Annotated in this window: 21 protein-coding genes and 1 tRNA gene; 15 read left to right on the top strand and 7 right to left on the bottom strand. The window is 68.2% G+C overall.

The annotated features are described in order from the left end of the window. Positions 1–12 precede the first annotated feature (12 nt). From lpdA to I6B53_RS06095, 3 genes are all read right to left on the bottom strand, one after another. Positions 13–1,386: a dihydrolipoyl dehydrogenase gene (gene lpdA / locus I6B53_RS06105; protein WP_216763357.1), complete on the bottom strand. Its 1,374-nt coding sequence runs from the start codon at positions 1,384–1,386 to the stop codon at positions 13–15. A 146-nt stretch (positions 1,387–1,532) separates the two neighbouring features. Continuing rightward, positions 1,533–1,994, bottom strand: coding sequence for a tRNA (cytidine(34)-2'-O)-methyltransferase (locus tag I6B53_RS06100; protein WP_216763355.1), 462 nt, complete (start codon positions 1,992–1,994; stop codon positions 1,533–1,535). Between the two features lie 70 nt (positions 1,995–2,064). Further along, complete coding sequence (locus I6B53_RS06095) at positions 2,065–2,601, bottom strand: YbhB/YbcL family Raf kinase inhibitor-like protein (protein ID WP_216763354.1); 537 nt, start codon at positions 2,599–2,601, stop codon at positions 2,065–2,067. A gap of 159 nt (positions 2,602–2,760) precedes the next feature. Between I6B53_RS06095 and I6B53_RS06090 the strand changes: the two genes are divergently transcribed. From I6B53_RS06090 to I6B53_RS06075, 4 genes are all read left to right on the top strand, one after another. Beyond that, positions 2,761–3,237, top strand: a complete 477-nt coding sequence (locus I6B53_RS06090; protein WP_216763352.1) for a hypothetical protein — start codon at positions 2,761–2,763, stop codon at positions 3,235–3,237. Next, a complete protein-coding gene (locus I6B53_RS06085) occupies positions 3,234–4,850 on the top strand; it encodes a DNA polymerase Y family protein (protein WP_216763350.1) in 1,617 nt (538 codons plus the stop codon). Before I6B53_RS06090 ends, I6B53_RS06085 begins: the two co-directional genes overlap by 4 nt. A gap of 100 nt (positions 4,851–4,950) precedes the next feature. After that, entirely contained in the window at positions 4,951–8,085 is a 3,135-nt protein-coding gene (locus tag I6B53_RS06080) for a DEAD/DEAH box helicase (protein WP_216763348.1), read from the top strand. 67 nt (positions 8,086–8,152) lie between these two features. Then, positions 8,153–11,389 carry an error-prone DNA polymerase gene (locus tag I6B53_RS06075; RefSeq protein ID WP_216763346.1) on the top strand — a complete coding sequence of 1,079 codons (3,237 nt, stop codon included), beginning with the start codon at positions 8,153–8,155 and terminating at the stop codon, positions 11,387–11,389. Between the two features lie 69 nt (positions 11,390–11,458). Here the strand turns inward: I6B53_RS06075 and I6B53_RS06070 are convergent, their stop codons facing one another. Then, on the bottom strand, positions 11,459–12,154 hold the full coding sequence (locus tag I6B53_RS06070) for an HAD hydrolase-like protein (protein WP_253953789.1): 696 nt from the start codon (positions 12,152–12,154) through the stop codon (positions 11,459–11,461). A 130-nt stretch (positions 12,155–12,284) separates the two neighbouring features. On the opposite strand from I6B53_RS06070, the gene I6B53_RS06065 reads away from it, so the two are divergent. Continuing rightward, complete coding sequence (locus I6B53_RS06065; protein ID WP_216765371.1) at positions 12,285–12,761, top strand: MarR family winged helix-turn-helix transcriptional regulator; 477 nt, start codon at positions 12,285–12,287, stop codon at positions 12,759–12,761. Between the two features lie 213 nt (positions 12,762–12,974). Here the strand turns inward: I6B53_RS06065 and I6B53_RS06060 are convergent. Further along, positions 12,975–13,060, bottom strand: a tRNA-Leu gene (locus tag I6B53_RS06060). A 208-nt stretch (positions 13,061–13,268) separates the two neighbouring features. Here I6B53_RS06060 and I6B53_RS06055 point away from each other — a divergent pair. The 4 genes from I6B53_RS06055 to I6B53_RS06040 all read left to right on the top strand — a co-directional run bounded on the left by I6B53_RS06055 (position 13,269) and on the right by I6B53_RS06040 (position 16,480). Continuing rightward, the gene (locus I6B53_RS06055) at positions 13,269–13,946 is read left to right on the top strand and encodes a DsbA family protein (RefSeq protein ID WP_216763345.1); all 678 of its coding nucleotides are present in this window, start codon (positions 13,269–13,271) and stop codon (positions 13,944–13,946) included. A 1-nt stretch (position 13,947) separates the two neighbouring features. Beyond that, the gene (locus I6B53_RS06050; protein WP_216763343.1) at positions 13,948–14,985 is read left to right on the top strand and encodes a GNAT family N-acetyltransferase; all 1,038 of its coding nucleotides are present in this window, start codon (positions 13,948–13,950) and stop codon (positions 14,983–14,985) included. Positions 14,986–15,106: 121 nt separating this feature from the next. After that, positions 15,107–16,204, top strand: a complete 1,098-nt coding sequence (locus I6B53_RS06045; protein WP_216763342.1) for an FAD-dependent oxidoreductase — start codon at positions 15,107–15,109, stop codon at positions 16,202–16,204. Positions 16,205–16,222: 18 nt separating this feature from the next. Then, positions 16,223–16,480: a DNA primase gene (locus I6B53_RS06040; protein WP_216763340.1), complete on the top strand. Its 258-nt coding sequence runs from the start codon at positions 16,223–16,225 to the stop codon at positions 16,478–16,480. Between the two features lie 75 nt (positions 16,481–16,555). On the opposite strand, the gene I6B53_RS06035 is transcribed toward I6B53_RS06040, so the two are convergent. Beyond that, positions 16,556–17,491: an aldo/keto reductase gene (locus I6B53_RS06035; RefSeq protein ID WP_216763338.1), complete on the bottom strand. Its 936-nt coding sequence runs from the start codon at positions 17,489–17,491 to the stop codon at positions 16,556–16,558. A gap of 80 nt (positions 17,492–17,571) precedes the next feature. On the opposite strand from I6B53_RS06035, the gene I6B53_RS06030 reads away from it, so the two are divergent. Further along, positions 17,572–18,429, top strand: a complete 858-nt coding sequence (locus I6B53_RS06030) for an undecaprenyl-diphosphate phosphatase (protein WP_216763337.1) — start codon at positions 17,572–17,574, stop codon at positions 18,427–18,429. A gap of 23 nt (positions 18,430–18,452) precedes the next feature. Further along, the gene (locus tag I6B53_RS06025; RefSeq protein WP_216763335.1) at positions 18,453–19,169 is read left to right on the top strand and encodes an HAD family phosphatase; all 717 of its coding nucleotides are present in this window, start codon (positions 18,453–18,455) and stop codon (positions 19,167–19,169) included. An 81-nt stretch (positions 19,170–19,250) separates the two neighbouring features. Here the strand turns inward: I6B53_RS06025 and I6B53_RS06020 are convergent, their stop codons facing one another. After that, positions 19,251–20,084 (bottom strand): PD-(D/E)XK nuclease family protein, encoded by an 834-nt coding sequence (locus I6B53_RS06020; RefSeq protein ID WP_216763332.1) that lies wholly within the window; start codon positions 20,082–20,084, stop codon positions 19,251–19,253. A gap of 83 nt (positions 20,085–20,167) precedes the next feature. On the opposite strand from I6B53_RS06020, the gene I6B53_RS06015 reads away from it, so the two are divergent. The 4 genes from I6B53_RS06015 to I6B53_RS06000 are packed head-to-tail and all read left to right on the top strand — an operon-like array spanning position 20,168 to position 24,604. Further along, positions 20,168–21,283 (top strand): tRNA (adenine-N1)-methyltransferase, encoded by a 1,116-nt coding sequence (locus tag I6B53_RS06015; RefSeq protein ID WP_216763331.1) that lies wholly within the window; start codon positions 20,168–20,170, stop codon positions 21,281–21,283. After that, a complete protein-coding gene (gene arc / locus I6B53_RS06010; RefSeq protein ID WP_216763330.1) occupies positions 21,276–22,817 on the top strand; it encodes a proteasome ATPase in 1,542 nt (513 codons plus the stop codon). Before I6B53_RS06015 ends, arc begins: the two co-directional genes overlap by 8 nt. After that, the gene (gene dop / locus I6B53_RS06005; protein WP_216763329.1) at positions 22,814–24,376 is read left to right on the top strand and encodes a depupylase/deamidase Dop; all 1,563 of its coding nucleotides are present in this window, start codon (positions 22,814–22,816) and stop codon (positions 24,374–24,376) included. The genes arc and dop overlap by 4 nt, the downstream gene beginning before the upstream one ends. A gap of 48 nt (positions 24,377–24,424) precedes the next feature. Then, positions 24,425–24,604, top strand: coding sequence for a ubiquitin-like protein Pup (locus I6B53_RS06000; protein ID WP_216763328.1), 180 nt, complete (start codon positions 24,425–24,427; stop codon positions 24,602–24,604).

The following is a 24,604-nucleotide window of genomic DNA, read 5'->3' as shown; positions in this document are numbered from 1 at the left end:
TCGGTGTCCGTGTCAGTTGTGCGCGTGCAGCGGCTTGCCCGCCAGGGCCAGCGCCGCCTCGCCGATGGACTCGTTCTGCGTGGGGTGCGCATGGATCAGCGCGGCGACATCGGCGGGGTGTGCCTCCCAGTTCACCAGGAGCTCGCCCTCACCCACCTGTTCGCCCACACGCGCGCCGATCGCGTGGAATCCCACGATCGGCCCGTCCTGGACGGACACGAGCTTGACGAAGCCTGCCGTGCCCAGGATGTTGGACTTGCCGTTGCCCGCCAGGTTGTACTCCACCGTGCGCACGGCATCACCGTGGATCTCGCGCGCCTGTTTCTCGGTCAGACCCACCGAGGCGATCTCGGGCTCACAGAAGGTCACACGCGGAATGCCGGATTCGACGATCGGAGCCGGGGACAGGCCGGCGATCTCCTCGGCGACGAAGATTCCCTGGAGGAAACCGCGGTGGGCAAGCTGCAGACCCGGGACGATGTCACCGACGGCGCGAATGTTGGCCACGCCCGTGTGCAACTTCTCGTCGACCAGGACGAAACCGCGATCCATGCGGATGCCCTGTTCCTCGTAACCCAAGCCTTCGGTGACGGGACCGCGGCCCACGGCCACCAGCAGCACGTCCGCGTCGAAGGTTCTGCCGTCCTCGGTGCTCACGTGCACGCCGGACTCGTCCTGGGTCGCCCCCGCGAATCGGGTGTTCGTGTGGAAGGCGATGCCGCGTTTGCGGAAGGTGCGTTCCAGGAGCTTCGAGACGGCCTCGTCCTCGTTGTTGGCCAGGTGCGGAAGGGCCTCGATGATTGTCACTTCGGCGCCGAAGGAACGCCACACGGAGGCGAACTCCAGGCCGATGACTCCGCCGCCCAGGACGACCGCCCGGCTGGGCACCCATTCCATCTGCAGGGCCTGGTCGGAGGTGATGATCCGCCCACCGATGTCCAGGCCGGGAATCGAGCGGGAGTAGGAGCCGGTGGCCAGGACGACGTGGGTGCCGGTGACGCGGCGACCGTCGACCTCGACGGTGTCGGGACCGACGAGGCGTCCCCATCCGTGGATGATCTCGACCCCACGCTGGGCGAGCAGCCCTTGCAGGCCCTTGAAGAGCTTGCCGATGACCGAGTCGCGGTAGGCGCCTACCTTCGTCATGTCGATGCCCTCGAAGGTCGAGTTCACGCCGAAGGCGGCGGATTCCTTGACTGCTTCGGCGGTTTCGGCGGCGTGGAGGTAGGCCTTGGTGGGGATGCAGCCGCGGTGCAGGCAGGTGCCGCCGACCTTGTCGCCTTCGATGAGGGCAACTTTGAGTCCGAGTTGGGAGGCGCGCAGGGCGGCGGCGTAACCGCCGGAGCCTGCCCCAAGGATGACGACGTCGTATCCGGGCTCGCTCACGTGATCACTCCTAGATGTCGGTGTGCGGGCAGATCGTGCCCACGTAGGTCCATTGTCCCACTGCGAGGCGGCCTGTGTCCTGCACGGACGCAAATCGGCGCGGTGGTGCTGGGCACAAGTGGAAGGAAGTGCCGTTCGCGCCCGGCTCAACCCGCTCCGGTGAAACCGAGTTGTCGCCAGGCCTCGTACAGGGCGATGGACGCCGAGTTGGCCAAGTTGAGGGAGCGTGCGCCGGGCCGCATGTGGATCCGTGCGCGCCCGCTCACACGCGGGTGCCGGAGGGCTTGCTCGGGCAGGCCCGTGGATTCGCGGCCGAGCAGCAACGCGTCCCCGTCCTCGTAGGAAATGCCGGTGTACATGGTGCTTGCGTGTCCGGTGAGCGCCCACACGCGTCCGGGGATCTCGGCCAGGGCGGAGTCCAGGTCCGGGTGGACCTTCACATGTGCCAGGTCGTGGTAGTCCAGACCTGCGCGGCGCAGCTTGGAGTCCTCCATGTCGAAACCGAGGGGTTCGACCAGGTGGAGCATTGCCCCCGTGCAGGCGGACAGGCGGATCGCGGCACCGGTGTTGCCGGGGATTTCCGGGGTGAGGAAGACGATGTGGAGCACCCCTGGATTGTGCCACCAACGCGGCGGGACCCCGGCGACGCAGTGCCGTCGAGGTCCCGGCGGGCGGAAGTCACGCGCCTTCGGCGTGCGTCACCGTGAGGGTGGCGCGGGCGATCGTGTGGAAGAGGGCCTGGAAGGAAGCCATCGTGGGTGTGGCCTCGTCATCCAGTCCGAGAGTCGGCACATCCAGCGCGTGGACCGCGAAGACGTAGCGGTGGGGGCGGTCGCCGGGAGGCGGTGCGGCTCCTAGGTACCCGGCTTCGCCGTGGTCTGCCCGCAGGTGGAAGGCGGCCCCGTCCAGTTCGAGGTCGGAGGAGCCTGCCCCGGTGGGCAGTTCATGGGTGGCGGCGTCGACGTCCACGACGGTCCAGTGCCACCAGCCGGCCGGAGTGGGGGCGTCGGGGTCGAAACAGGTGATGAGGAATCCTTGGGTCCCTTCGGGCTCACCCGACCAGCGCAGGTGGGGAGAGGTGTTGCCACCGGAAGCGACCTGTGCCGCGGGCATCGGCGTCCCGTCGACGAGGTCGTCGGAGGTGAGGAGGAAGCGGGGGACCGCCGGGAGTTGTTCGTAGGGCTCCGGGGCGATCGGTCGTGTGGAGAGGTCCATCGGCTGTCCTTCCCTGTGGGGTGCTCTGACCTCTCCAGTGTGCCAAGTGGGGCGGGGGTGGGAGGGGCATGCGGAGGGTGTGTGCAGATGTGGGTGAAAGGACGTATTGTTTCGAACAAATGTTCGTGAGGGTGTCTGGTTCTGGGGAAGGAGGCACCGATGACGGACGCCGCTGAAAGGCTCGAAGCGGCCCGTGCCGTCCTGGCCAAGGTCGAGGACGACCTGGGCCTGCGCGTGGGTGGGACCGGCCTTCGCCCCGGAGGGGTCCTCGAAGTGCCCAGAGGGTGTGGTGCGCGACTGCGGGCAGCGGCGGCCCTCACACCCGAGGGTGGCTGGGCAGCTTTCCTTGGTGTGCGCGACGTCGGATGGGAGGCGGCCGGGGTCTTCGGCCTGGACCTGGACCGGGTCCTCGTCGTTGCGGATCCGGGGCCCTTGGCACCGGAGGCGGCGGCTCTGCTCATCGAAGGGGTCGATCTGCTGTGCGTGGGAGAACTGTCCCTGAGCCGCATCCAGCAGCGTCGCCTCGCGGCCCGCGCCAGGAGTGAAGGGACGACGATCCTCGTCGAGTCCCCGTGGGTGGGACTTTCCCGCAGATGGGCAGGGGATGCCCCCGTTCTCGCACGGGGTGTGTCATGAGACGCGTGGTCCTGTGGGTCCCGGAGTGGCCGGTCAGTGCCTTGGCGGTCGATGCCCCACCCGGTGCCCCCACCGTCCTGGCGGAGGGCCCACGCGTTCTCCTGGCCTCGACGGCCGCCCGACGCCACGGAGTTCGCTCCCGGATGCCCTTGTCCACCGCACGTCACCTCTGCCCCCGTCTCCTGGTCCTCCCACGCGATGACGACAGGGAAGGCAGGGCCTTTGAAGTGGTCCTGGAGGCCTTCGACTCCCTTGCGGCGCATGTCGTCTGCCTCAGACCCGGGCTGGCGTGGGCCCCCTCACGAGGACCGGTCCGCTGGGCCGGCTCCGAGGAGGCACTCGCCGAGGAACTCATCGACGCCGTCGCCGCGGCCTGCGGGGCAGAAGCACAGGTCGGCATTGCCACGGGAGCCCTGACGGCCCTGGCCGCCGCCCGCAGAGGAGTCATCGTTCCCAAGGAGACACATCGTGAGTTCCTCGACACCGTTCCCCTGCCCGAAGCCCTCCCCCTCCTTCCTGCGCCCCGTCAGGACGAGACACAAGAGCTCCTCGACTCCTTGGAGGTCCTGGGCGTGCGCACATGTGGTGATCTGCGCGCCCTCGGCGCCCGCGCCTTCCTCACGAGATTCGGCGGGCCGGCGGAGCACCTGTGGGCCCTGGCCGCCGGTGGGGAAGTGCCCGTCGTGACGTCCGGACGAGTTCCCGGTGACCTGCGGACGGAGATCGACCTCGACCCGCCTGCCGTCCGGGTCGAGGACGCCCTGCTGCACCTGCGTGCAGGTGCTGTCGACTTGGCCGCCCATCTCCACCGCAGTGGCGTCGGCTCCCATCGACTCACCGCCTGCGCCAGGACTGAAACCGGTCAGGAACGACAACGAGTGTGGCAGGGGGTCGACGCCCGGGACGTCGACCGCGTCGTCGAACGCCTGAGGTGGTTGGTCCGCGGCTGGAGCGACCTGGTCGGCACAGGGGACGAGGGCGCCCCGAGCGGCGGCCTGGTCCACATGGTCCTGATCGCCGGCGAACTCGACCCCCGACCGGACCAGCAGGCCCTGTGGGGCCGCGGTGAGGCCGAAAGGCGCCTCGAACGCTCCGCCACGCGGATCTGTTCACTACTGGGGGACGAGGGGCTGTGTCAGCCGATTCGGCAGGGGGGCCATGATCCGCGCACACGAATCCTCATGCGCCCCTGGGGGCATGACGTACCGGGTGTGCCAAGAGACGGGGAATGGGACGGCGGGCTCGAAGACGCGCCTTCCACGGTGTTCGAGGCGCCGGTGCCCGTGGACCTGCTCGGTGCCACCACTGCAGGCGGGTGGGAACCCGTGCGAATCGACGAGCGTGGACGCGTGCACCCGCCCCCCGGGCTCATGCGCATGCCTGCAAGAACACTGCCCGATCCCTTCAGACAGGAAAGCCGTGCGAACGTCGCCCAGGTCCACGAACCGTGGCTGGTCCTCGGGCGTTGGTGGGAGGACCGGAACAGTGCCCGTGGCCCACGCGCCTACCTCCGCCTGGCCCTGACAGGCACGTCCACACGCTCCTGTCCGGCCCCCGACATGCTCCTCGTCCAGCGGGCGGGCCAGTGGTTCCTCGAAGGGTTGTACGACTGATGCCACCCCGCCACGACACTTCCTGGACGCGTGCCCCAACGCCTCGGCCTTCCCGCCGCCCGAACCGGGTGCCCTCGCCGAGGCGACGTAGACTGGCGGGATGGGCACGAACGCGGAACTCAGGGCGGCAATCGCTGCCCTGGACGACTCCGACATCATGGCCATGGTCGGTCCCGCCACATGGGGCGCCGCCCTCGTCCTGCGAAAGAACGGGTCTCCCGCGCAGGTGGAGGACCTGGAGGACGGGCGCATCCGCGGGCGTGTCGCCGCCACCGGCGTCACGTACAGCGCATGGGTCGGCCCGGGCCCCGGCGCCCCGCTGCTCACATGCGCGTGCAGCATCGGCCGCGACTGCAAACACGCGCTGTCGGTCCTCCTCGAAGTCCAAGAAGCCGAACGTCGTCGTGCGGAAACGACCCCCGAGCGGGACTGGCGCGACACCCTGGCCGACCTCGTCGGTGGCAGTGGAGCCACAGGAGAACCACTGGCCCTCCTCGTCGACGCGAGCGACCCTTCCCAGCCCGTGCGCCTGTCGCCCCTGCGCCCGGGACGCACCGTCACCTGGACGGCCAAACGCGCCAGCTGGGCGGACATCACCTCCACCCAATGGGCATCCGTCGTCGAAGGACTCAACCCCACCCACATCTGCCTCATGCGCGAGGGCTACCGGCTCTCCCGCGAAGGTGTGGCGTGGCGTTCCAGAGGAGAGGTCTGCCTGGAGGACCTCGGCGAGGGGGCCATCCCGTGGCTGCGTCAACTCGTGAGGTCCGGGGTGACCCTGCTTGCCGCCCTCGATCCGCTCACACCCCTGCACCTGGACCCCGCGTCCTGGGACTTGGCCCTGGACGCGCATCTGGGGCCAAAGGGCCTGCACCTGGAGGTGGTGGCCACTTTGGGGGACGAGATCCGCCCGACCACACGCCTGTCGGCAGACCATGGGCTGCTCCTGCTCGACGGAGGGACACGGATCGCGCATGTGCGAGTGGGGGAGACCTTCGCCGCCCTGCTCCCCGACGGCCTCCACGTCCCCGCAGCCGACCTGGCCGAATTCCGGACCCGGTGGTTCGACCGCACCCGCAGCCAAGTGCGAATCCTGTCCAGCGACGCCTCCTTCAGTGCCGAGGTGGAACAGAAGTGCGCGCTCGTGGCCACCGTCCGCGTCGAACACGGACGTGGTCTGGCCGTGCGATGGTGGGTCGAGTACGACTTCGACGGTGCCCGCTCCAGGACCCTGCTGGACCCGGCCGCCAGCGACCCGGATCTGCGTGAAATCTGCGCCAGGGTCGACGCCCAGGGCAGACGTGCGGCCGCCCATTGGTGGCAGCCCGGCCCCTCCACCATTCACCTGCAGACCTGGCGGGCCCCGGAGCTTCTCGCGGCAGTCGAGGCGATCCGCGACCCCGACCTCATCTGGGACGTCTCCGACGAGGTCCGCGCAATCCAGGTGGACCCCGAAGGCATGAGGGTCGACCTGGTGGTGGACGAGGACGACCAGCACGACTGGTTCGGCCTGCGCATGCGGATCCTCCTTGCGGGCCATGAGGTCGAGATCCGTGAGGTGCTCGACGCCCTCGCGCGTGAACAGGACCATGTCGAGGTCGACGGCGTGTGGGTGCGCTTGGACGGTCAGCGCATCGAGACACTGCGTGCCCTGCTCGCCCAAGCTGCCACTCTCACCGACTCCGACCCGGAGGCTCCACGCCTGCGCCCCATCCACCTGGGAGTCCTCGACGGTGTGTCCGACATGGTCGACACCGTCTGCGCTGCACCCAAATGGCGTGAACGCGTCGACGCCCTCACGCAGGCGGATGTGGAGGCACGCCTTCCCGCATCGACGCGCGCACGGGTCGACCTGCGCCCCTACCAGGAGCAGGGGCGCCAATGGCTCGTCACCCGGGCAATGCTTGGCCTTGGCGGAATCCTCGCCGACGACATGGGCCTGGGTAAGACCATCCAGATCCTCTCCGCGCTCCTGAGCCTCAAGGAAGCCGGACTGCTGGAGGGCCCCGTCCTCGTGGTCACCCCCACCTCGGTCCTGCCGACCTGGCGGGACGAAGCCGCCTCGCGATTCCCCGATCTCGTCCTGCGGGTCGTCTCGGCCACTGGCCGCAGGCGTGAGGAGAACCTGTCCACCATTGCCGACGGCGCCGACGTTCTCGTCGTCTCCTACACGCTGGTGCGCCTGGAGGCGCAGGACTGGGCCGAGGTCGCTCTGGGCGGACTGGTCCTGGACGAAGCCCAGGCGGTGAAGAACCCCAGCACCGCCATCCACGGGGCTCTGCGCGCCCTGGAGACCCCGTGGACCTTTGCTGTGACCGGCACCCCGGTGGAAAACTCTCTGGGGGACCTGTGGTCGGTGCTGGCCCTGGCCACTCCGGGCCTGTTGCCCGGTCAAAAGGCCTTCAACGAGCGCTTCCGCAAACCCGTGGAAGCCGGGGACAGGCGCATGCTCACCCGCCTGCACGCCCTCGTCGGCCCCTTCGTCCTGCGACGGACCAAGGACGAGGTCGCTCCGGACCTTCCCGACAAGACCGTCCAAGTGGTCCCGATCGACTTGGGAGTCGAACACCGGCGCATCTACGAGCAGTACCTCACCCGCGAGCGCGCACGGATCCTCGGCCTCATGAAGGACATGCGGCGCAACCGGATGGATGTCCTGGCCTCCCTGACCCGTCTGCGCCTGCTTGCCCTGGACCCCGCGCTGGTCGACGAGAGGCATGCCGGCGTCGGTTCCGCGAAGGTCGAGTACTTGGCCGACCAACTGGACCAACTGCTGCCGCTGGGACACAAGGTGCTCGTCTTCAGTCAGTTCACCTCCTTCCTGACCCGTGTCCGGCTGGTCGTCGAACGCCGTGGGCACACTGTGGCCGAATTGACCGGAGCCACCCGTGACCGTGAAGCCGCGGTGGGAGAGTTCCGCGGTGGGGAGGCTCCGGTCTTCCTCATCTCCCTCAAGGCCGGTGGGACGGGTCTGACCCTGACGGAGGCCGACTACGTGTTCCTCATGGACCCGTGGTGGAACCCCGCAGTGGAGGCCCAGGCGATCGACCGCGCCCATCGGATCGGGCAGACGAAGAAGGTCAACGTGTACCGCCTCGCGGCCTGCGACACGGTGGAACAGAAGGTGTTGGCCCTGCAGGAGAGGAAACGGGAGCTGGTCTCGGCGGTGGTCGACGGTGGTGCAAGCGGTACCAGGATCTCGGTGGCGGACCTCAGGGCGCTTCTGGAGTCCTGAGGTGCGTGTTGCGTGGACGCTGGCACCCGACTCGAACAGGTGTTCGATGTCCTGGTAGTCTGGCAGGGTGCATCTCGTCCCTGAGGCTGAGCCCGCCTATGCCGAGCTCCACGCCCACTCAGCCTTCACCTTCCTCGACGGGGCCGACCAGCCCGCTGCCCTCGTCGCCGAAGCGGCGCGCCTGGAACTCGACGCCTTGGCGGTCCTCGACGTCGATGGCATGTACTCGGCCGTCCAGACCCAGACGGCGGCCAGGACCCACGCCCTGCCCGTCGTCCACGGGGCCGAACTCACCCTGGAGCGGGCCGACCTTGCCCGGATCCTGCCCGGAGCGGGGCAGAACGGATGGGGGCTGGTCCCAGGAGCCGAGGACCCCGGCATCCGCCTGCCCGTCCTCACCTCCTCACCGCAAGGACGACGCCACCTGTGCCGAGCCATGTCCGAACACGTCCTGTCGCGCCCCGGGCAGCGCGAGTGCGCCCACCACCTGGCCGACCTCGCAGCCCAGGCCCACGACTGGACGATTTTGACCGGCACCGGCCGAGGGCCTCTGCGGCGCGCCCTCGCCGCCGGGGGCGAACTCGACGCGAAACGTCTACTCGATCACCTCATCAGCCTCTTCGGCGCGGAACACCTGGCCATCGAATCCGTCCTGACCCCCACCAGCCCCCCGCACTTGGCCGACACCCTGGCCGCCTTGGCCCGCCGCCGAGGCCTACGACTGGTCGCCAGTGGCGCGGTGCGTTGCGCCTCGCCCTCCTCCCAGGCCCTCGGTGACGTCCTGGCAGCCACACGAGCACGCGCCGACCTCGTGGGTGCGGAGAAGCACCTGCCGGCGCTGCGCGCCTTCCTGCGCAGCCCGCGGGAGATGCTCGCCCTCCACTCGCGCCACCCGCAGGCCGTTGCCGAAGCCGCCGCCCTGGCGGCCACCCACGCCTTCGACCTGCGCCTGTCCGCCCCGCACCTGCCACGCACCCATGTGCCCGACGGCCACAGCCCAGCGAGTTGGCTGCGTGAACTCACGGAAGAGGGGGCTCGGCGACGCTACGGCACACGTGCGCAGAATCCTCGCGCCTGGCAGGTCATCGACCATGAACTCGAGGTCATCAACACCCTGGACTTTCCCGGGTACTTCCTCATCGTCAAGGAGATCGTCGACTTTTGCGCCTCGCGGAGCATCCTGTGCCAAGGCCGCGGATCGGCCGCCAACTCCGCGGTCTGCTACGCATTGGGCATCACCGCCGTCGACGCGGTGCGCCACCGCCTCCTCTTCGAAAGATTCCTGTCCACAGGCCGTTCCGGGCCGCCGGACATCGACATCGACATCGAGTCGGGCAGGCGCGAGGAGGTCATCCAGCACGTCTACGAGCTCTACGGCAGACGCAGGGCCGCCCTCGTCGCCAATGTCATCAGCTACCGGCCCCGCTCGGCCGTGCGTGACGCCGCCAAGGCCTTGGGGTACGCCCCGGACCTTGCCACCCAATGGTCCAAGGCCTGCCGACGGGGCGCCGAGGGCGAGGAGGACGCCGTCCCACAACACGTCCTGTCGGTGGCTGCAGCCCTGCAGCGCCTGCCGCGCCACATGGGCATCCACCCCGGGGGAATGGTGCTCACCCAAACGCCTGTCGCCGAAGTCTGTCCCCTGAACTGGGCGGCCATGGAGAAGCACTCCGTCCTGCAATGGGACAAGGACGACTGTGCGGATGCCGGCCTGGTGAAGTTCGACCTGCTGGGTCTGGGCATGCTCACCGCCCTGCGAAAGGCCTTCGACGCCCTGGGGAAGATCGAGGTGCGAGGCCGTGACGGGCAGCCATTGGGATTGCACAACCTGCCGGAGGAGGATCCGCGCGTCTACGACCTGCTCTGCGCCGCCGACACCGTCGGCGTCTTCCAGGTCGAGTCGCGCGCCCAGATGAACACCTTGCCGCGCCTTCGCCCACGTTGCTTCTACGACATCGTCGTCGAGGTGGCCCTGATCCGCCCCGGGCCCATCCAAGGGCACGCCGTCAACCCGTATCTGCGCAGGCGGAGCGGACGTGAACCGGTCACCTACTTGCATCCGCTGCTTCGACCCGCACTGGAAAAGACCTTGGGCGTGCCCCTCTTCCAGGAACAGCTCATGCAGATCGCCATTGACGCGGCCGGTTTCACCCCGATGATGGCCGACCAGTTGCGCCGCGCCATGGGGTCCAAACGCAGCCCCGAACGCATGGAGGAACTGCGCCCGCATCTCATGGAGGGCATGGCAGCGCGTGGAGTCGGGCAGGACGTGGCCGAGAAGGTCTTCGACCAGCTGCTCGGATTCGCCGACTTCGGCTTCCCCGAGTCACACGCCTTCTCCTTCGCGCACATCGTCTACGCCTCCGCATGGGTCAAGGTCCACCACCCGGAGCACTTCTACGCGGCGCTGCTGGCCAGCCAGCCCATGGGTTTCTACTCGTCCTCGTCACTGGTCCACGACGCCAAGCGCCACGGGGTGAGGATCGGGCCGGTCGATGTCCAGATCAGTGCTGTCGAGGCCGAGGCGGCACCGTGGACGGGCATGGGGGAGGAAGGCCGTGCGGAGGAGTGTGCTCCGGTCCCCCTGGACGTCCACCTCGATCTGTGTGTGCGTGTGGGCCTGGCGTCGGTCAAGGGGCTGGGGGAGGCCGCCGAGCGCATCGTGGAGGCGCGGAAGGAGGGGCGCTTCCTCGATGTCGCGGACTTGGCGCGTCGGGCCCGTCTGTCCACCCGGGAGGTGGAACTCCTGGCGAAGGCCGGGGCCCTTGCTTCCTTGGGGATGAGCCGGCGGGAGGGACTGTGGGTGGCCGGGGCCGTCGGGTGCGGCGACTGGGTCCAACCCTTCATCCCCGGTACCGAAGTGGGGACGAGGGCGCCGCTTCTGCCGGAAATGTCTCCGGCCGAGGAACTTGTCCACGACCACCTGTCCATGGGGCTGACCTGCGGAGACCATCCCATCGCCCACGTGCGCGAGTGGCTTGCGACTCGGCAGGTGCGCCGATCCGAGGAATTGTCCGACATCGAGGACGGCGAGGTCGTCACCGTCGCAGGGCTGGTCACCCACCGGCAGCGGCCCCACACCGGGCGCGGCATCACCTTCATGTCTCTGGAGGACGAGGCCGGTCTGGTCAACGTGAGCTGTTCGAAGGACGTGTGGGCCGCGAATCGGCGCACGGCGCTGTCCTCGCGCGCGCTGCTGGTGCGCGGGCGCATCCAGAAGGGTGACGGCGCAGTGGGAGTACAGGCGCATCGCATGTGGGAGTTGCCCATGCCCCTGCCGGTGCGATCACGCGACTTCCACTGACACAGGTTCCGGACCCCCGACGCAGCACCAGCTCCCTGGGGCAGGTGGGGTTCGTCCGCGCAGGCTCGATCAGTGGGGCAGGAGAAGCCGCGACAGCGCCGCAGGGTCCGCGGCGAAGGCGTCCGCCCCGTCCAGCTCACCCTCGGACGCGTATCCCCAACCGACTCCGATGACCGGGACACCGACCGCTCGGCCTCCCTCGATGTCGAAATGGCGGTCCCCGACCAGCACCGGGCGAGAGGTGTCGGCGCCAGCGGCCCCCAAGCGGGCCAAGGCGTCGCGCAGCACAGTCGCCTTCGTGCACGCCGGATCCGGGGTTGCACCTGCCACCACCGTGAAGTGGTCGAGCAACCCCAGGTGTTCGAGCTGGGCCAGAGCCAGTGGCTCCTGCTTGGAGGTGGCGGTGGCCATGGCAACGCCTGCCGCCGACAGGTCTTTCACCACCTGGTCGATCCCCTCGAAGAGGGGCGGGTCGAGGAAACGCTCGTGGTAGCGGCTCCGGTAGTTCGCGATCACCGTTTCGAGCATGTCCTTTGGGGTCCCGAGTTCCAACAGTGAGCTCCACAGTGGGGGACCGACGTGGCGACGCAGGTGTTCCCGAGAAGGGACGGGCAGGCGGTACTCGGTGAGCACCTCGACGAAAGTGTCGATCACCGCTCCGCCCGAGTCGACCAGAGTGCCGTCCACGTCGAAGAAGACGCAAGTGAAGGAAAGTGATTGCTTCGGAGTTTCGACCATCATATTTGAGTACCAGTATTCAGACATTGAAAATCCGTGATTTTCGGGAATCCGTGCGCGTCGGGCATCGTCGTCGCAGATAGCATGACGGCGACAAACGCGCAACGGGCACAGGATACCTGTTGCGTCGGACCAACGAACAGGACAACCAGTGACCATGCCATCCCACATGAATCTGACCGAGGATTCCTCGAGCGAGAACGGCGTCGCTTGGCGCGCATTCTTCCGTACCCTCAGCCAGCTCACTTCAGTCCTCGAGACGCGCCTGAAGCGTCACGTCGGGCTGTCGCTGCCGGACTACCACGTCCTGCTGGCACTGTGGGAAGCCCCCAACCAGACCCTGCGCATGGGCCAGTTGGCGGAGTCCATCAGCTTCTCGCCCTCGCGTGTGTCCTACCTGGTGACCCATCTGGAGCGCGACGGCCTCGTCATCCGCGAGACTTCCGCAGGTGACAAGCGCGGCTTCGACGCCACCTTGACCGAGAGTGGACGCAACGCCACCGCAAAGGCGACCCGTATCCACCAGGATCTCGTTCGCGAGCAGATCCTGGACGGAATGGACGAGAAGACCCTGGGCGTCTTGGTCGACTTCTTCGGTCGCTTGGAATCCAGCCTCGACAAGGTCGCGAGCTGATCCGCACGGATTCGCCAGTCGATTTCATCCACACTTCGACGGGCCCCCTCAGTGACCCTCGTCACCATTCCCTCATTTGCGGGGACTCCGCTTCGACACCCTGACGGACGAATCTCGCAGGGCGACGGACGAATTTCGCGGGACGGCTGGGGCGGGTGGGAACCGACGGGAAAAGCCCGGGACATCATTTCGATGTCCCGGGCTTTCGTGCCGTGCGCGGAGGGGGACTTGAACCCCCACCCTCTAATACGAGGACTAGCACCTCAAGCTAGCGCGTCTGCCTATTCCGCCACCCGCGCAGGTGACCGACGAACGCTTCCATCCGTCGAGGGCGGGAAGACTCTATCACGAGGCCGGACACATCCACCAAATCGGTGGCCACACCTTGCCTGCCGTCCCTCCGGGCGCCGAGGAGCGCGAGCGGCGCACCGGGGGTCGGCGTCCACGTTGGTAGGGTGCATTCCAGGTCGGCCACCGCCCCGACCTCGCGGGAAGGAGCTGGCCGCCATGAGGATCGACATGTGGGTGGACCTCGGATGCCCGTGGTCCCACCTCGGTTTTCGCCACCTGAGGACCGCGCTGACGCAGGTCGACTTTGGGGGCGAGGCCGAGGTCCTCGTCCACCCCTACTTCCTCGAACCCGACCTTGACCGCACTCTGAAGGAGCCCTGGATCCAGCACCTCATGGACTCCGAAGGCATGGAACTCGAACAGGCGTTGGCGCACACGACCCGCCTGAGCGACCTGGGGGCCGCCGAAGGCATCCGCTACGACTTCGCGCGCCTTGTCGTGGCACCCACGGTCAGCGCCCATCGAACAATCGCCGCCGCGCGCGACCTCGACATGGAGGGCGAGGCCACCGAAGGGGCGGACACCCACGTCCTCAGGCTCACCGACGCGTTGTTCAGGGCCCGCTTCGAAATGGGACTGGACCTGTCGGACCCGGATGTCCTCGTCGGATGCGCCCAGGACGTGGGGATCGATGCCGAACACGTCATCCCCGCCCTGGGGGACGAAGCGCGGGCGAGCCAGGTGTGGTCCGACTTCCAGATGGCGATGCACATGGGCGTCGACGCGGTGCCCACCCTGCTGCTCGACGACACCTTCGTCGTCCAGGGAATGCAGCCGACCACCGCCCTCGTCAATGCACTGACCACCGCACACGCCGAGTCCCGGAGGAACTGACATGGCGATCACCCCATTCACCGTGGAAGGCACCAGGGTCAACCTGGTGCCCGTCTCACCCGAACACGCGGGGCAGTTGCACGTGATCCTCGACTCCAGCGACGAATACTCGCGGTGGACCAGCATCCCGTGGCCCTACACCGAGGAAATGGCCGAGCAGTGGACGGGCGGCGCAGCCGGCCGCTGGGAGGCGGGCAGCCCCGACTGGGCGCTGGTCGAGGTCGCCACAGGCGCCATGGTGGGAGTCATCAGCTTGTTCGCGGGCGTGAGGAACCCCGGCAGCTTCGAGATCGGCTACTGGTTGGACAAGGATCGCTGGGGTGAGGGTCTCATGTCCGAGGCCGTACGCCTGAGTGTCGAGGCCGCCTTCGAACACCTGGGTGCCACCCGGGTGGAGTGGCTGGCCGACGTGGGCAACTGGGGCTCGTGGAAGCCCGTGTGGCGCTGCGGATTCAGACGGGAGGGCGTCCAGCGTCGCGCCGGCAGGAGACTGTGGGTCGCGGGCCTGCTGGCCGACGACCCCCGCGAACCCGCGTGCCCGTGGGACGGCCCCGGCCCCACGGCCGCACACGGTCAGGCTCTGGACCCCTCCAGGCCCGGGGCGCTGGTCGCCCAGTTCCACTCCACCTACTCCATGCCCAACCGTTTGGCCGCACACCAGGAACCCACCCTGGACATCGAGCGCCTGGGAATGCGGATGAGCCTCATCGGCGAGGAGTTCGCCGAGTTGGTCGGAGCCGTCCACGGCGCCCGCGCCTGCGCCCTCGTCGAAGAGGCCGTGGCGCAGGCATCGGCGGCCGACGACGGGGCACGCGACGTGGTGGAGGCCGCCGACGCCTTGGCGGACATGATCTACGTCATCTACGGGATGGCGTTGGAGTGCGGGATCGACCTGGACGCCGTCCTGGCGGAAGTGCAGGCCTCGAACCTGTCCAAACTCATGCCCGATGGCACGGTGAAGCTTCGCGAGGACGGCAAGGTCCTCAAAGGCCCCAACTTCTTCCCGCCCGACGTGCGCCGCGCCCTGGGCCTGGTCTGAGCGCCTACGGGCCGGGTCGACGCGGGTGAAGTGGGTCATGTCGGCTCAACGTCCCAGCGCGTCAGCGGGCATGGATGAGACGATGAACCCAGATCGAACGAATCGAACCGAGGAGGCAACTGTGGCCCGAGTCGTGGTGGTTGGTGGAGGATACGGCGGAGTGACCGTTGCCAAGGGACTGGATCCCTTCGCCGAGGTCGTCCTGGTCGAGCAGAAGGACGAGTTCGTCCACCATGCTGCGGCCCTGCGAGCAGCCGTCGACGAGGTCTGGCAGCACACGATCTTCATGCCCTACACCAACCTGTTGAAGAACGGAAGCTTCGTACAAGGCACCGTCTCCAGGGTGGAGGGCACCACCGTCCACGTCTTCGGTCGTGAGCCCATCGAGGCCGACTACGTCGTCCTGGCCACAGGGTCCTCCTACCCCTTCCCGGCGAAGTACTCCTCCTCGCGCGCCCAAGTCGCCAAGGCCCGCCTGGACCAGCTCCACGCCAACCTGCGTGACGCCAAGTCCGTGCTGCTGGTCGGTGGCGGCACCGTCGGCATCGAGTTCACGGGCGAACTGGCCAGCTCCTTCCCCGACCTGGAGATCACGATCGTCGAACGTGAGTCCGACATCCTGTCCACCCCGGGATACTCCGAGGAACTGCGATCCGAGATCCGCTCCCAGCTCGAAGAGCTCGGGGTCCGCATCATCACGGGAACACAGCTCGCATACCTGCCTCCCCACAACGTGGGCGAACTCGGGCATTTCGTCGTCCACACGACCAGCGGTGAGGCCGTCGAGGCCGACACATGGTTCCAGTGCCACGGGGCACGCCCGAACTCCGGGTACTTGGCCGGCACCGAGTACGAGGCGCGCCTGCATCCCAACGGTACGATCCGCGTGAACGCGAACCTGCAGGTGGTGGGCTCCGACAGGGTCTACGCCGTCGGTGACCTCACTGACGTGCGCGAGTCGAAGCGGGCCGATGCCGCGCGCCAGCAGGCGCGGGTGGTCATGGCGAACATCTGCGCCCAGATCGACGGGGGAGAGGCCACCCACGTCTACCACCCGACGAAGGAATGGGTGATCCTTCCCCTGGGGCCGACCATGGGCGCCTCCCAGCTGCTCGACGCGGACGGGAACTCGCGTGTCATCGGCGCCGAGCAGACCGCGGAGATCAAGGGGACCGACCTCATGGTCTCGGTCATCCGCGCGCAACTCAACCTGCCGTGAGAGCGATAGGCTGAGGACATGGCACAGGACCCGCGACTCGCACTGAACCGCCTCATCGCGGCATTCGAACACCACTACGACGCCTCGCGGGCGGCCAAGGACGGTGACGGTCGGGGCTTGGAGGCGGCTGAGGAGAGGCTCCGCGACGCCTTCTTCACCTACGACGACGAGCTGTTCACGACCTTCGAGGTCGAGTTGCCCTTCGACCTGCTCGACGACTTCGACGACGACTTCGACGAGGACGATGACGAGGTCCTCGACATCCTCGCCGACTGAACCGCCGCCGGTCGCGGCCGCCCGGGGCGCTGGGCGGGCCAAAGCACGGTCGTGTCGCTCACGCCGACGGGCTGCTCACAGACCCGCGACCTCGTCGAGCACCGACCTGATCGGTGTGGGCAGGGGCTCGGTGGCGGCGAGCATCGACTCGAGTTGGCGCAGCGTGCGCGGTCCGACGATCGTGCTGGCCACCCCGGGGTGGTCCTTCGCCCAGACGAGGGCGACATCGGCCATGGACCGGTCCAAGCCCTGCGCGGCTCGCGCCAGCGCTTCGACGACGTTGCGCCCCGAGGCGAAGTAGGGGACCACCAAGTGGGACAGGTGCTCGGAGGCTGCGCGTGAATCCGGCGGAGTGGTGCGCCGGTACTTTCCGGTGAGCACCCCACCGGCCAACGGGGAGTGGCCGATCACCGCAATGCCGGCGGCCCGGGCACGATCGCGGAGCTCACGCCCTTGCGTGGCTCTGAGAAGGGAGAACTCCTCCTCGATCGCGACCACGGGAGCGCGCCCCGCGAACTCGGAGGCGGCGAGCGCCCTTGACGTGTCCCACAAGCCCCGATGGGACAGGCCCACGTAGGCTGCACGGCCACTGCGGTGGGCGCGCTCCAGAGCGGACAGGGACTCGTCCAGGGGGACGTCCGGGTCCGGGCAGGCCAACCACAGGTCGACGTGGTCCGTCCCGAGGCGCTGCAACGAGTCGTCCAGGGAGGCCAACATGTCGCCTGCGGCGCTCGACGGCACTTGGGTGCCGCCACCGACGAAGCGAGTACCTCCACGCCACACGATGACCACATGGCGCCGGCCGACCACTGGCAGGCACGAGCCGATGACGTCAGGAGCGGCTCCGTCCCCGTGCCACGGGGCGCCCTCGACCACGGTGCCGCCGGCCTCCAGGAAAGCCTCGAACATCTCCAGCGCCTCTGCCGCTTCGGTGTCACGACCCCAGGTGAGGGTGCCCAGGCCCAACTCGGAGACCCGCAGACCCGAGTGTGCGCACAGTCGATGTTCCATGCCTCAAGACTACCCGGGTGTGGGGTACCTCCCTCCGGCAGGTTCGAGGCCACCAGTGGGCACGACATACTCTGGTGGTCATGACTTGGATCGAGGCACTCATCCTCGGGATCGTCCAGGGACTCACGGAGTTCCTGCCGGTCTCTTCTTCCGCCCACCTACGAATCGTCGGGGAACTCTCCGGATCCCAGGACCCCGGTGCCGCATTCACGGCCATCACCCAGATCGGCACCGAGAGCGCCGTCCTCATCGTCTTCTGGAAGGACATCGTCCGCATCCTGTCGAAATGGTTCCGCGCCCTGCCGCTTCTTCCCGCCTCGCGCCGCGTCCCCCAGTCCGACCCGGATGTGCGCATGGGCTGGATGATCATCGTCGGATCGATCCCCATTGCCACCCTTGGGCTGCTCCTGGAGGACTGGATCGACTCCACCTTCCGCAACCTGTGGGTGACGGTGTCCATGTTGGCGTTCTTCGCGATCCTGCTGTGGATCGCGGATCACTACGCGCCTCGCCGCAAGACCTTGGAGCAGCTCACTTGGGTCGACGCGATCCTGTACGGGCTCGCCCAGGCCATGGCCCTGATCCCCGGGGTGTCACGCTCGGGCGGTACCATCACTGCAGGTCGCGCAATGGGATACTCGCGCGAGGCTGCCGCACGCTACTCCTTCCTGCTGGCCATGCCCGCCGTGTTCGCCTCGGGTCTGTACAAGGCGCTCAAGGTCGTCACCGGTGGCGACCACGTGGACGTGGGGCCGACCCTTCTGGCCACCGTCGTCGCCTTCGGCGTGGGGTGGGCCGTCATCATCTGGTTCCTCAAACTGGTCTCGACGAAGTCCTACGACATTTTCGTCTGGTACCGCCTCTTCCTGGCCGTCTTCCTCGCCACGCTGCTCCTCACCGGGGCCTTGAGCCCCGTCTCGGCGGCCGTGACGTCATGAGCAGTGACGTGGAGGAACCAGCCGTGAGCGACCTGCCCGCAGCCGTGCTGCTCGACTTGGACGGTACCTGCGTGGACTCCGAACCCATTTGGGAACACGTCGAACGCACCTATGTCGAAGCCCATGGCGCAGTCCTCACCGCCGAGCACCGACGCCGCGTCATCGGTGCCCCCATGTGGCTGACCACGCAGGTCATCGGAGAGGCCACCGGCGTCCCGCAGGACCCTGCGGTGCTGGAGCCGCTGCTGGTGGCCGGGGTGGCCGCACGCTACCGGGAGGTCGGGGTTCCGTGGATCCCCGGGGTGGCCCGGTTGATCCGATGGATGCATGACGAGGGCGTCCCGGTGGCGTTGGTGACCGCCTCGAACAGGGAGGTCGTCGACGTGGTGCTGGCCGACGCCCCGGGCGGCGGTTTCGACGCGGTGGTCTCGGGCAGCGACCGGGTCTCCCCCAAACCGGCTCCCGACCCGTACCTGCTGGGCGCCGAGCGCGCAAAGGCCGACATCTCTCAGTGCCTGGTCATCGAGGACTCGGAGACCGGCATCGAGGGGGCCATGGCCAGCGGAGCCCGCGTCCTGGGAATTCCCCGCTTCGTGGACATCGCGCCCCGGCCGGGCCTGAATCGCCTGCGCGACATCCGGGACCTCGACGCGCCGACCCTCGCACGAATGATGCGCGGTGAAGGCGTCGACGCCTTCGACGGGGAAATGGGGCTGGCTCCCTTCGCCGTGCGCGACTGACGACTTGACGAGGGAAGCAATCCCCGGTGAGACCTCGCCGAGGTGGTGCCCGGCCAGAGCCCGCAGGCGGTCCCGCCCTCGTCAGGCGCTGACACGGGTGGCCAGGAGCTTGGCCACCCCCTCTTCCGGAAGGTCGGGTGTGACCCCGTCGAAGAGCGGGCACATGGCGCGCACCCCGCACCAATTGCACAAGGGATTCTTGCGCGCCTCGAAATGGCCCCGGCGGGCGTCGGATTCGATGCGCTGCCAGAGCTGTTCGATCCTGTCGGCGAAGGAGCGGATGTCCTGGGGCTGCGGGTCCAAGGTGAGGACCTGGCCCGAACGCAGGTAGAGCAACTGCATGCGACGCGGCAGGCGGTCGGCCAGGTCCAGCAGCAGTGCGTAGAAGCGCATCTGGAACAGGGCCTCTTCCGTGTAGCGCGGGGACGGGGCACGCCCCGTCTTGTAGTCCACCACCCTCAGGTCGCCCGCGGGGGAGCGGTCGACACGGTCGACGATTCCGCGCAGACGCAACCCCTGTTCGGTGACCACGTCGATGCGGTGTTCCCTGGCCACTGGTTCCAGCCAGCGGGGGTCCTCCACGCCGAAGTACTGGGTCAGGACCTCACGCACCTGCTTCCACCACTGCTGGCGGTCCGCCTCGTCGTCGAAGAGGTCGAGGACCGCCGGGTCACGTTCGACCGTCGTCTTCCACGCCGCATCCAGCAGTGTGAGCGCGTACTCGGCCTGCCTGAGCGCCGCAGGCGCATCGAAGAGTCCTTCGAGGGCCGAGTGGATGAGGGTCCCCATGGTCGTGGCCCGGGTCGGAGGCTCCTTGACGCCATCGACCACGTGGAGGCGGTACTGGAGCGGGCAGCGTTCGTACTCCTTGGCGCGTGAGGCCGACAGAGCCGGCAGCCATGTACGGGTCGTCATGGAACAACCGTATGACGCCGCAGCCACATCTGTGACGGACCACCCCGAAGGCCGCGACGCCCTCGGCGGTAGGATCGTGCGCGATGAGCACAGACAACTCCGCCCTCCGCAGCCCCACGACGGGTACCCCCGACGATGCGCAGACACTTGGCCCCATCGGGCAACAGACCCGACGAGGCCCCCTGCGTGAGGGGGACCGCGTCCAGATCAAGGATCCGAAGGGCAGGCTCCACACGATCACCCTGGTCAAGGGCGGCTACTTCCAGACCAACCGCGGTGACATCCACCACGACGACCTCATCGGCCGGCCGGACGGACAGGTGCTCACCACCGCCGAGGGACGCCAGTTCCAGGTCCTGCGTCCTCTGCGCCACGACTACGTCATGGGAATGCCCAGAGGCGCCGCCGTGGTCTACCCGAAGGACGCCGGCACCATCGTCCACTACGGAGACATTTTTCCCGGCGCCGTCGTCGTCGAGGCCGGTGCCGGATCGGGGGCGCTGAGCCTGGCACTGCTTGACGCAGTCGGACCCACGGGGCGTCTGGTCTCGGTCGAAAGACGCGAGGACTTCGCCGACATCGCCCGTGCGAACGTCGACCTGTGGTTCGGACGCCCTCACCCCGCGTGGGACCTGCGCGTGGGCGATGTGGCAGAGGAACTGGCCGCCATGGATGCGGGCACGGTGGACCGAGTGGTCCTGGACATGTTGGCCCCCTGGGAGAACATCGAGGCCGTCGCGCGTGCCCTCGTGCCCGGAGGCGTCGTGGTCTGCTACGTCGCCACGGTCACCCAGATGTCGCGTCTGGTCGAGGACCTGCGCAGGCACGGCGGTTTCACCGACCCCGAGGCGTGGGAGACCCTGGCACGCGGTTGGCACCTGGACGGCCTCGCCGTGCGGCCCGACCACAGGATGGTCGCACACACGGGTTTCCTGCTGACCACACGACGTCTGGCGCCCGGCGTCAGCTCCCAGGAACGCAGCACACGTCCCTCGCCCTCGGCCGAAGGCAAGGGCGGCATGTGGGACCAGGAGGAGGCGTGGAGCGATGCAGCGGTGGGTCAGCGGGTGAGCAGCCCCAAGAAGGTCCGCAAGGTCCGTCGGGACCTGGCGGCCAAGTCCGCCGCCTGGGTCCGTGGGGACCAGGACGGCGCCGGTCCGGACCCCGACGGGACGAGGACGGAGGACGGCGATGAGTGAGGACTTCCAGGCCCATCGTGCCGAAGAACTCCAACGCCTCGTCGAGTCGATGGAGGCCAAGAACCAGCGCCTGTCCAATGCGCTGACCCAGGTGCGCGGCGAGATCCTGAAGATGCAGGAGAAGTTGCGGCAGGTCAACCGCCCCCCGCAGACCTTGGCCGTCTTCCTCGAGGCCGACGTCATGGCACGTCAGGTGGTCGTCATGGTCGCCGGCAGGCGGATGCGCCTGGCGGCGGGCCCCGACCTGGACATGAACACCCTGTCCGTGGGCCAGATGGTGCGCCTGGACGAGTCCATGGTGGTCGTCGCCCTCGACTCCTTCCCACGCACCGGCACCATGGCCGCCGTCCGAGAGATCGTGGGGCACGACCGGGTCCTGGTCACCACCGAAGGAGGTCAGGAGCACCTGCTGGAACTGGCCGGGCCGCTGCGGCACGGAAACCTTCGCCCCGGGGACTCCGTCATGGTGGACCTGCGCGTGGGCCTGGCCGTTGAAAGGCTCGTGCGCTCCGACGTCGAACAGTTGCTCACCCCCGAGATCCCGGATGTCACCTACGACGACATCGGCGGCCTGGACGCCCAGATCCAGCAGGTGCGTGACGCGGTGGAGATGCCTTTCCGCCACCCCGAGCTGTACAGGACCTTCGGGCTCCGCCCACCCAAGGGCATCCTCCTGTACGGCCCTCCCGGATCCGGCAAGACCCTCATCGCCAAGGCGGTTGCCAACTCCTTGTCGACGGCGCAGGCGGGACAGCGCACGTACTTCCTGTCCATCAAGGGGCCCGAGCTGCTCAACAAGTTCGTGGGGGAGACCGAACGCCAGATACGCGCGATCTTCGCCCGGGCCCGTACCCTTGCCCAGGGCGACGTGCCAGTGGTCCTCTTCTTCGACGAGATGGAGTCCCTGTTCCGCACGCGCGGATCGGGAATCTCCTCCGACGTCGAAACGATGATCGTCCCGCAGCTGTTGGCCGAGATGGACGGTGTGGAGGCCCTGGACAACGTCGTCATCATCGGCGCCTCCAACAGGGCGGACATGATCGACCCGGCGGTCCTGCGCCCCGGACGCCTCGACGTGCGCATCCGCGTGGAAAGGCCCGACAGGGACGGCGCCCGCGACATCTTCCACAAGCACCTGGGTCCGGACGTCCCCCTGGTCGGCGGCCTCGAAGCGGCGGTAAGTCGCCGGGACATGGTCGAGGCCGCCCTCGACCTGCTCTTCACCCGAGACCAGGACACCGCCCTCTTCGATGCCGACCTGCCGGGAGGGCGCACCCGACGCATCCACTTGGCCGACGTCATCTCCGGCGCCATGATCGCCGGCATCGTGGAGCGCGCCAAGAAGGCGGCCATCAAGGACTCCATCGACTCCGGCACGGTCGGCATGAGAACCGCACACCTGCTGCACGGGGTGGCGGAGGAAATGCGTGAATCCATCGACTTGGCGGCCACGACCACCGCCCAGGACTGGGCGCGCACCATCGGACTGGGCGAAGAGATCCTGGCCGTCCACCCCATCGGGAGGCACGCATGAGCGTCGACCGGATCATCGGCACCGAAACCGAGTACGGCGTCTACCAGAGCGGCAACACGTGGGCGAACCCGGTGGTCCTGTCCACCCGGGTCGTCGAGGCCTACGCGCGCCGCTCCCGGCGGGGCAGTGCCTGCGAGGGAGCCGAGGCCGTGCGATGGGACTACACGGCGGAGGACCCTCTCAACGACCTACGGGGCACCCGCATGTCGAGGGCAGCAGCCGACCCGTCACTGCTCACCGACGACCCCTACCACCTTGCCCCCTCCGGAGGCAGCGAGAGGATCAAGCGCCCGAGCGCCGAGGAGATGCTGCTTCCCGCTGCCACCACCGCGGTCCTGACCAACGGGGCGCGCCTGTACGTCGACCACGCCCACCCCGAGTACTCCGCGCCCGAGACCCGCGGCCCGAGCGACGCCGTCCTGTGGGACCGCGCGGGCGAGGTCATCGCCCGGCGCATCATGGAGGACCTGACGGAGGCCGAAGGCGGCGACATCGTCCTGGTCAAGAACAACACGGATGGCAAAGGCGCCGCCTACGGCACCCACGAGAACTACCAGGTGCGCCGCGATGTCGACTTGGAGGACCTGGTCCGCTGCCTGACCCCATTCTTCGTCACCAGACCGGTGCTGTGCGGGGCAGGGCGAGTGGGCCTTGGCCAGAAGAGCCAGACACCCGGCTTCCAGATCTCCCAACGGGCTGACTTCGTCGAGAACGAAATCGGCCTGGAGACCACCTTCAACCGGCCCATCATCAACACGCGCGACGAACCCCACGCAGACCCGGCGCGCTTCCGCCGCCTGCACGTCATCGGTGGGGACGCGAATCTCTTCGACGTCTCCGCATTCCTGCGATTCGGAACCACCGCCCTGGTCCTGTGGGCCATCGAAGCCGGAGTCGGCCTGGAGTGGGACGCCTTGGCCCTGGACGATCCGGTCGAGGAGACAAGGCAGGTGAGCCATGACCCGTCACTGCGCCACACCCTGTCCACCGTTGGCGGCCGCTCACTGAGTGCCCTGGAAGTGCAGCAGGTCATCCTGGACCTGGTCCTGGCCACCTTCGACCGCCTCCGAATGGACCCCGACCCGGCCAGCCGGGAGGTCCTCGACCTGTGGCAGTCCGTCCTGGACCGGATGCGCGCCGACCTGTTCAGCGTCGCCCACGAGGTCGAATGGGTCGGCAAGTACCAACTGCTCCAACGCCAGATGCAGCGTCTGGGCACCGACTGGTCCGACCCGCGCCTTGCGGCAATGGACATCCAGTGGGCGGATCTGCGCCCCGAGAAGTCCCTGGTGGCTGCCCTGGACCGGGCCGGGCGGGTCCACCGCCTCTTCACCGCCGAGGAGGTCGAGGCCGCGGCCGACACGGCGCCGACGAACACCCGGGCCCATCTGCGGGGGCTGGCGGTGGCCAACGTGCCGAACCTCGTCAAGGCCTCGTGGACCTCACTGGTCCTCGACCCGGGTGACGGGCCGCTCATCCGCGTGCCTGTGCCCGACGCCAGTGAAGGATCCGCCGACCTGGTACGGCGGACACGGGAGGGGCGGCCCCTGGTCGACTGAGCCGCACCGCCCACAGCCGCACACCACCACTGAAGGAGACAACGACCCATGGAACGCACACAAGTCAACGCCGGCGGCGGCGACCACGGTTTCGACGAGGACGAAGGCGCAGGCCTCGTCCAGGCGCGCACCAGCGAGATCGACGACCTGCTCGACGAGATCGACACGGTGCTCGAAACGAATGCGGAAGCCTTCGTCCAAGGATTCGTCCAGAAGGGCGGCCAGTGA

The organism is Schaalia sp. 19OD2882 (genome assembly GCF_018986735.1).
Taxonomy (GTDB): domain Bacteria; phylum Actinomycetota; class Actinomycetes; order Actinomycetales; family Actinomycetaceae; genus Pauljensenia.
The sequence above is the reverse complement of the archived record's forward strand: the minus strand, read 5'-3'. Positions and strand labels throughout refer to the sequence as shown.

Excerpts from the sequence above, each read along its gene's own strand:
- I6B53_RS06095 (WP_216763354.1), bottom strand. The coding sequence starts at position 2,601 with ATGGACCTCTCCACACGACCGATCGCCCCGGAGCCCTACGAACAACTC.
- I6B53_RS06090 (WP_216763352.1), top strand. The coding sequence starts at position 2,761 with ATGACGGACGCCGCTGAAAGGCTCGAAGCGGCCCGTGCCGTCCTGGCC.
- I6B53_RS06085 (WP_216763350.1), top strand. The coding sequence starts at position 3,234 with ATGAGACGCGTGGTCCTGTGGGTCCCGGAGTGGCCGGTCAGTGCCTTG.
- I6B53_RS06080 (WP_216763348.1), top strand. The coding sequence starts at position 4,951 with ATGGGCACGAACGCGGAACTCAGGGCGGCAATCGCTGCCCTGGACGAC.
- I6B53_RS06070 (WP_253953789.1), bottom strand. The coding sequence starts at position 12,154 with ATGTCTGAATACTGGTACTCAAATATGATGGTCGAAACTCCGAAGCAA.
- I6B53_RS06065 (WP_216765371.1), top strand. The coding sequence starts at position 12,285 with ATGCCATCCCACATGAATCTGACCGAGGATTCCTCGAGCGAGAACGGC.
- I6B53_RS06055 (WP_216763345.1), top strand. The coding sequence starts at position 13,269 with ATGAGGATCGACATGTGGGTGGACCTCGGATGCCCGTGGTCCCACCTC.
- I6B53_RS06050 (WP_216763343.1), top strand. The coding sequence starts at position 13,948 with ATGGCGATCACCCCATTCACCGTGGAAGGCACCAGGGTCAACCTGGTG.
- I6B53_RS06040 (WP_216763340.1), top strand. The coding sequence starts at position 16,223 with ATGGCACAGGACCCGCGACTCGCACTGAACCGCCTCATCGCGGCATTC.
- I6B53_RS06035 (WP_216763338.1), bottom strand. The coding sequence starts at position 17,491 with ATGGAACATCGACTGTGCGCACACTCGGGTCTGCGGGTCTCCGAGTTG.
- I6B53_RS06030 (WP_216763337.1), top strand. The coding sequence starts at position 17,572 with ATGACTTGGATCGAGGCACTCATCCTCGGGATCGTCCAGGGACTCACG.
- I6B53_RS06020 (WP_216763332.1), bottom strand. The coding sequence starts at position 20,084 with ATGACGACCCGTACATGGCTGCCGGCTCTGTCGGCCTCACGCGCCAAG.
- I6B53_RS06015 (WP_216763331.1), top strand. The coding sequence starts at position 20,168 with ATGAGCACAGACAACTCCGCCCTCCGCAGCCCCACGACGGGTACCCCC.
- arc (WP_216763330.1), top strand. The coding sequence starts at position 21,276 with ATGAGTGAGGACTTCCAGGCCCATCGTGCCGAAGAACTCCAACGCCTC.
- dop (WP_216763329.1), top strand. The coding sequence starts at position 22,814 with ATGAGCGTCGACCGGATCATCGGCACCGAAACCGAGTACGGCGTCTAC.
- I6B53_RS06000 (WP_216763328.1), top strand. The coding sequence starts at position 24,425 with ATGGAACGCACACAAGTCAACGCCGGCGGCGGCGACCACGGTTTCGAC.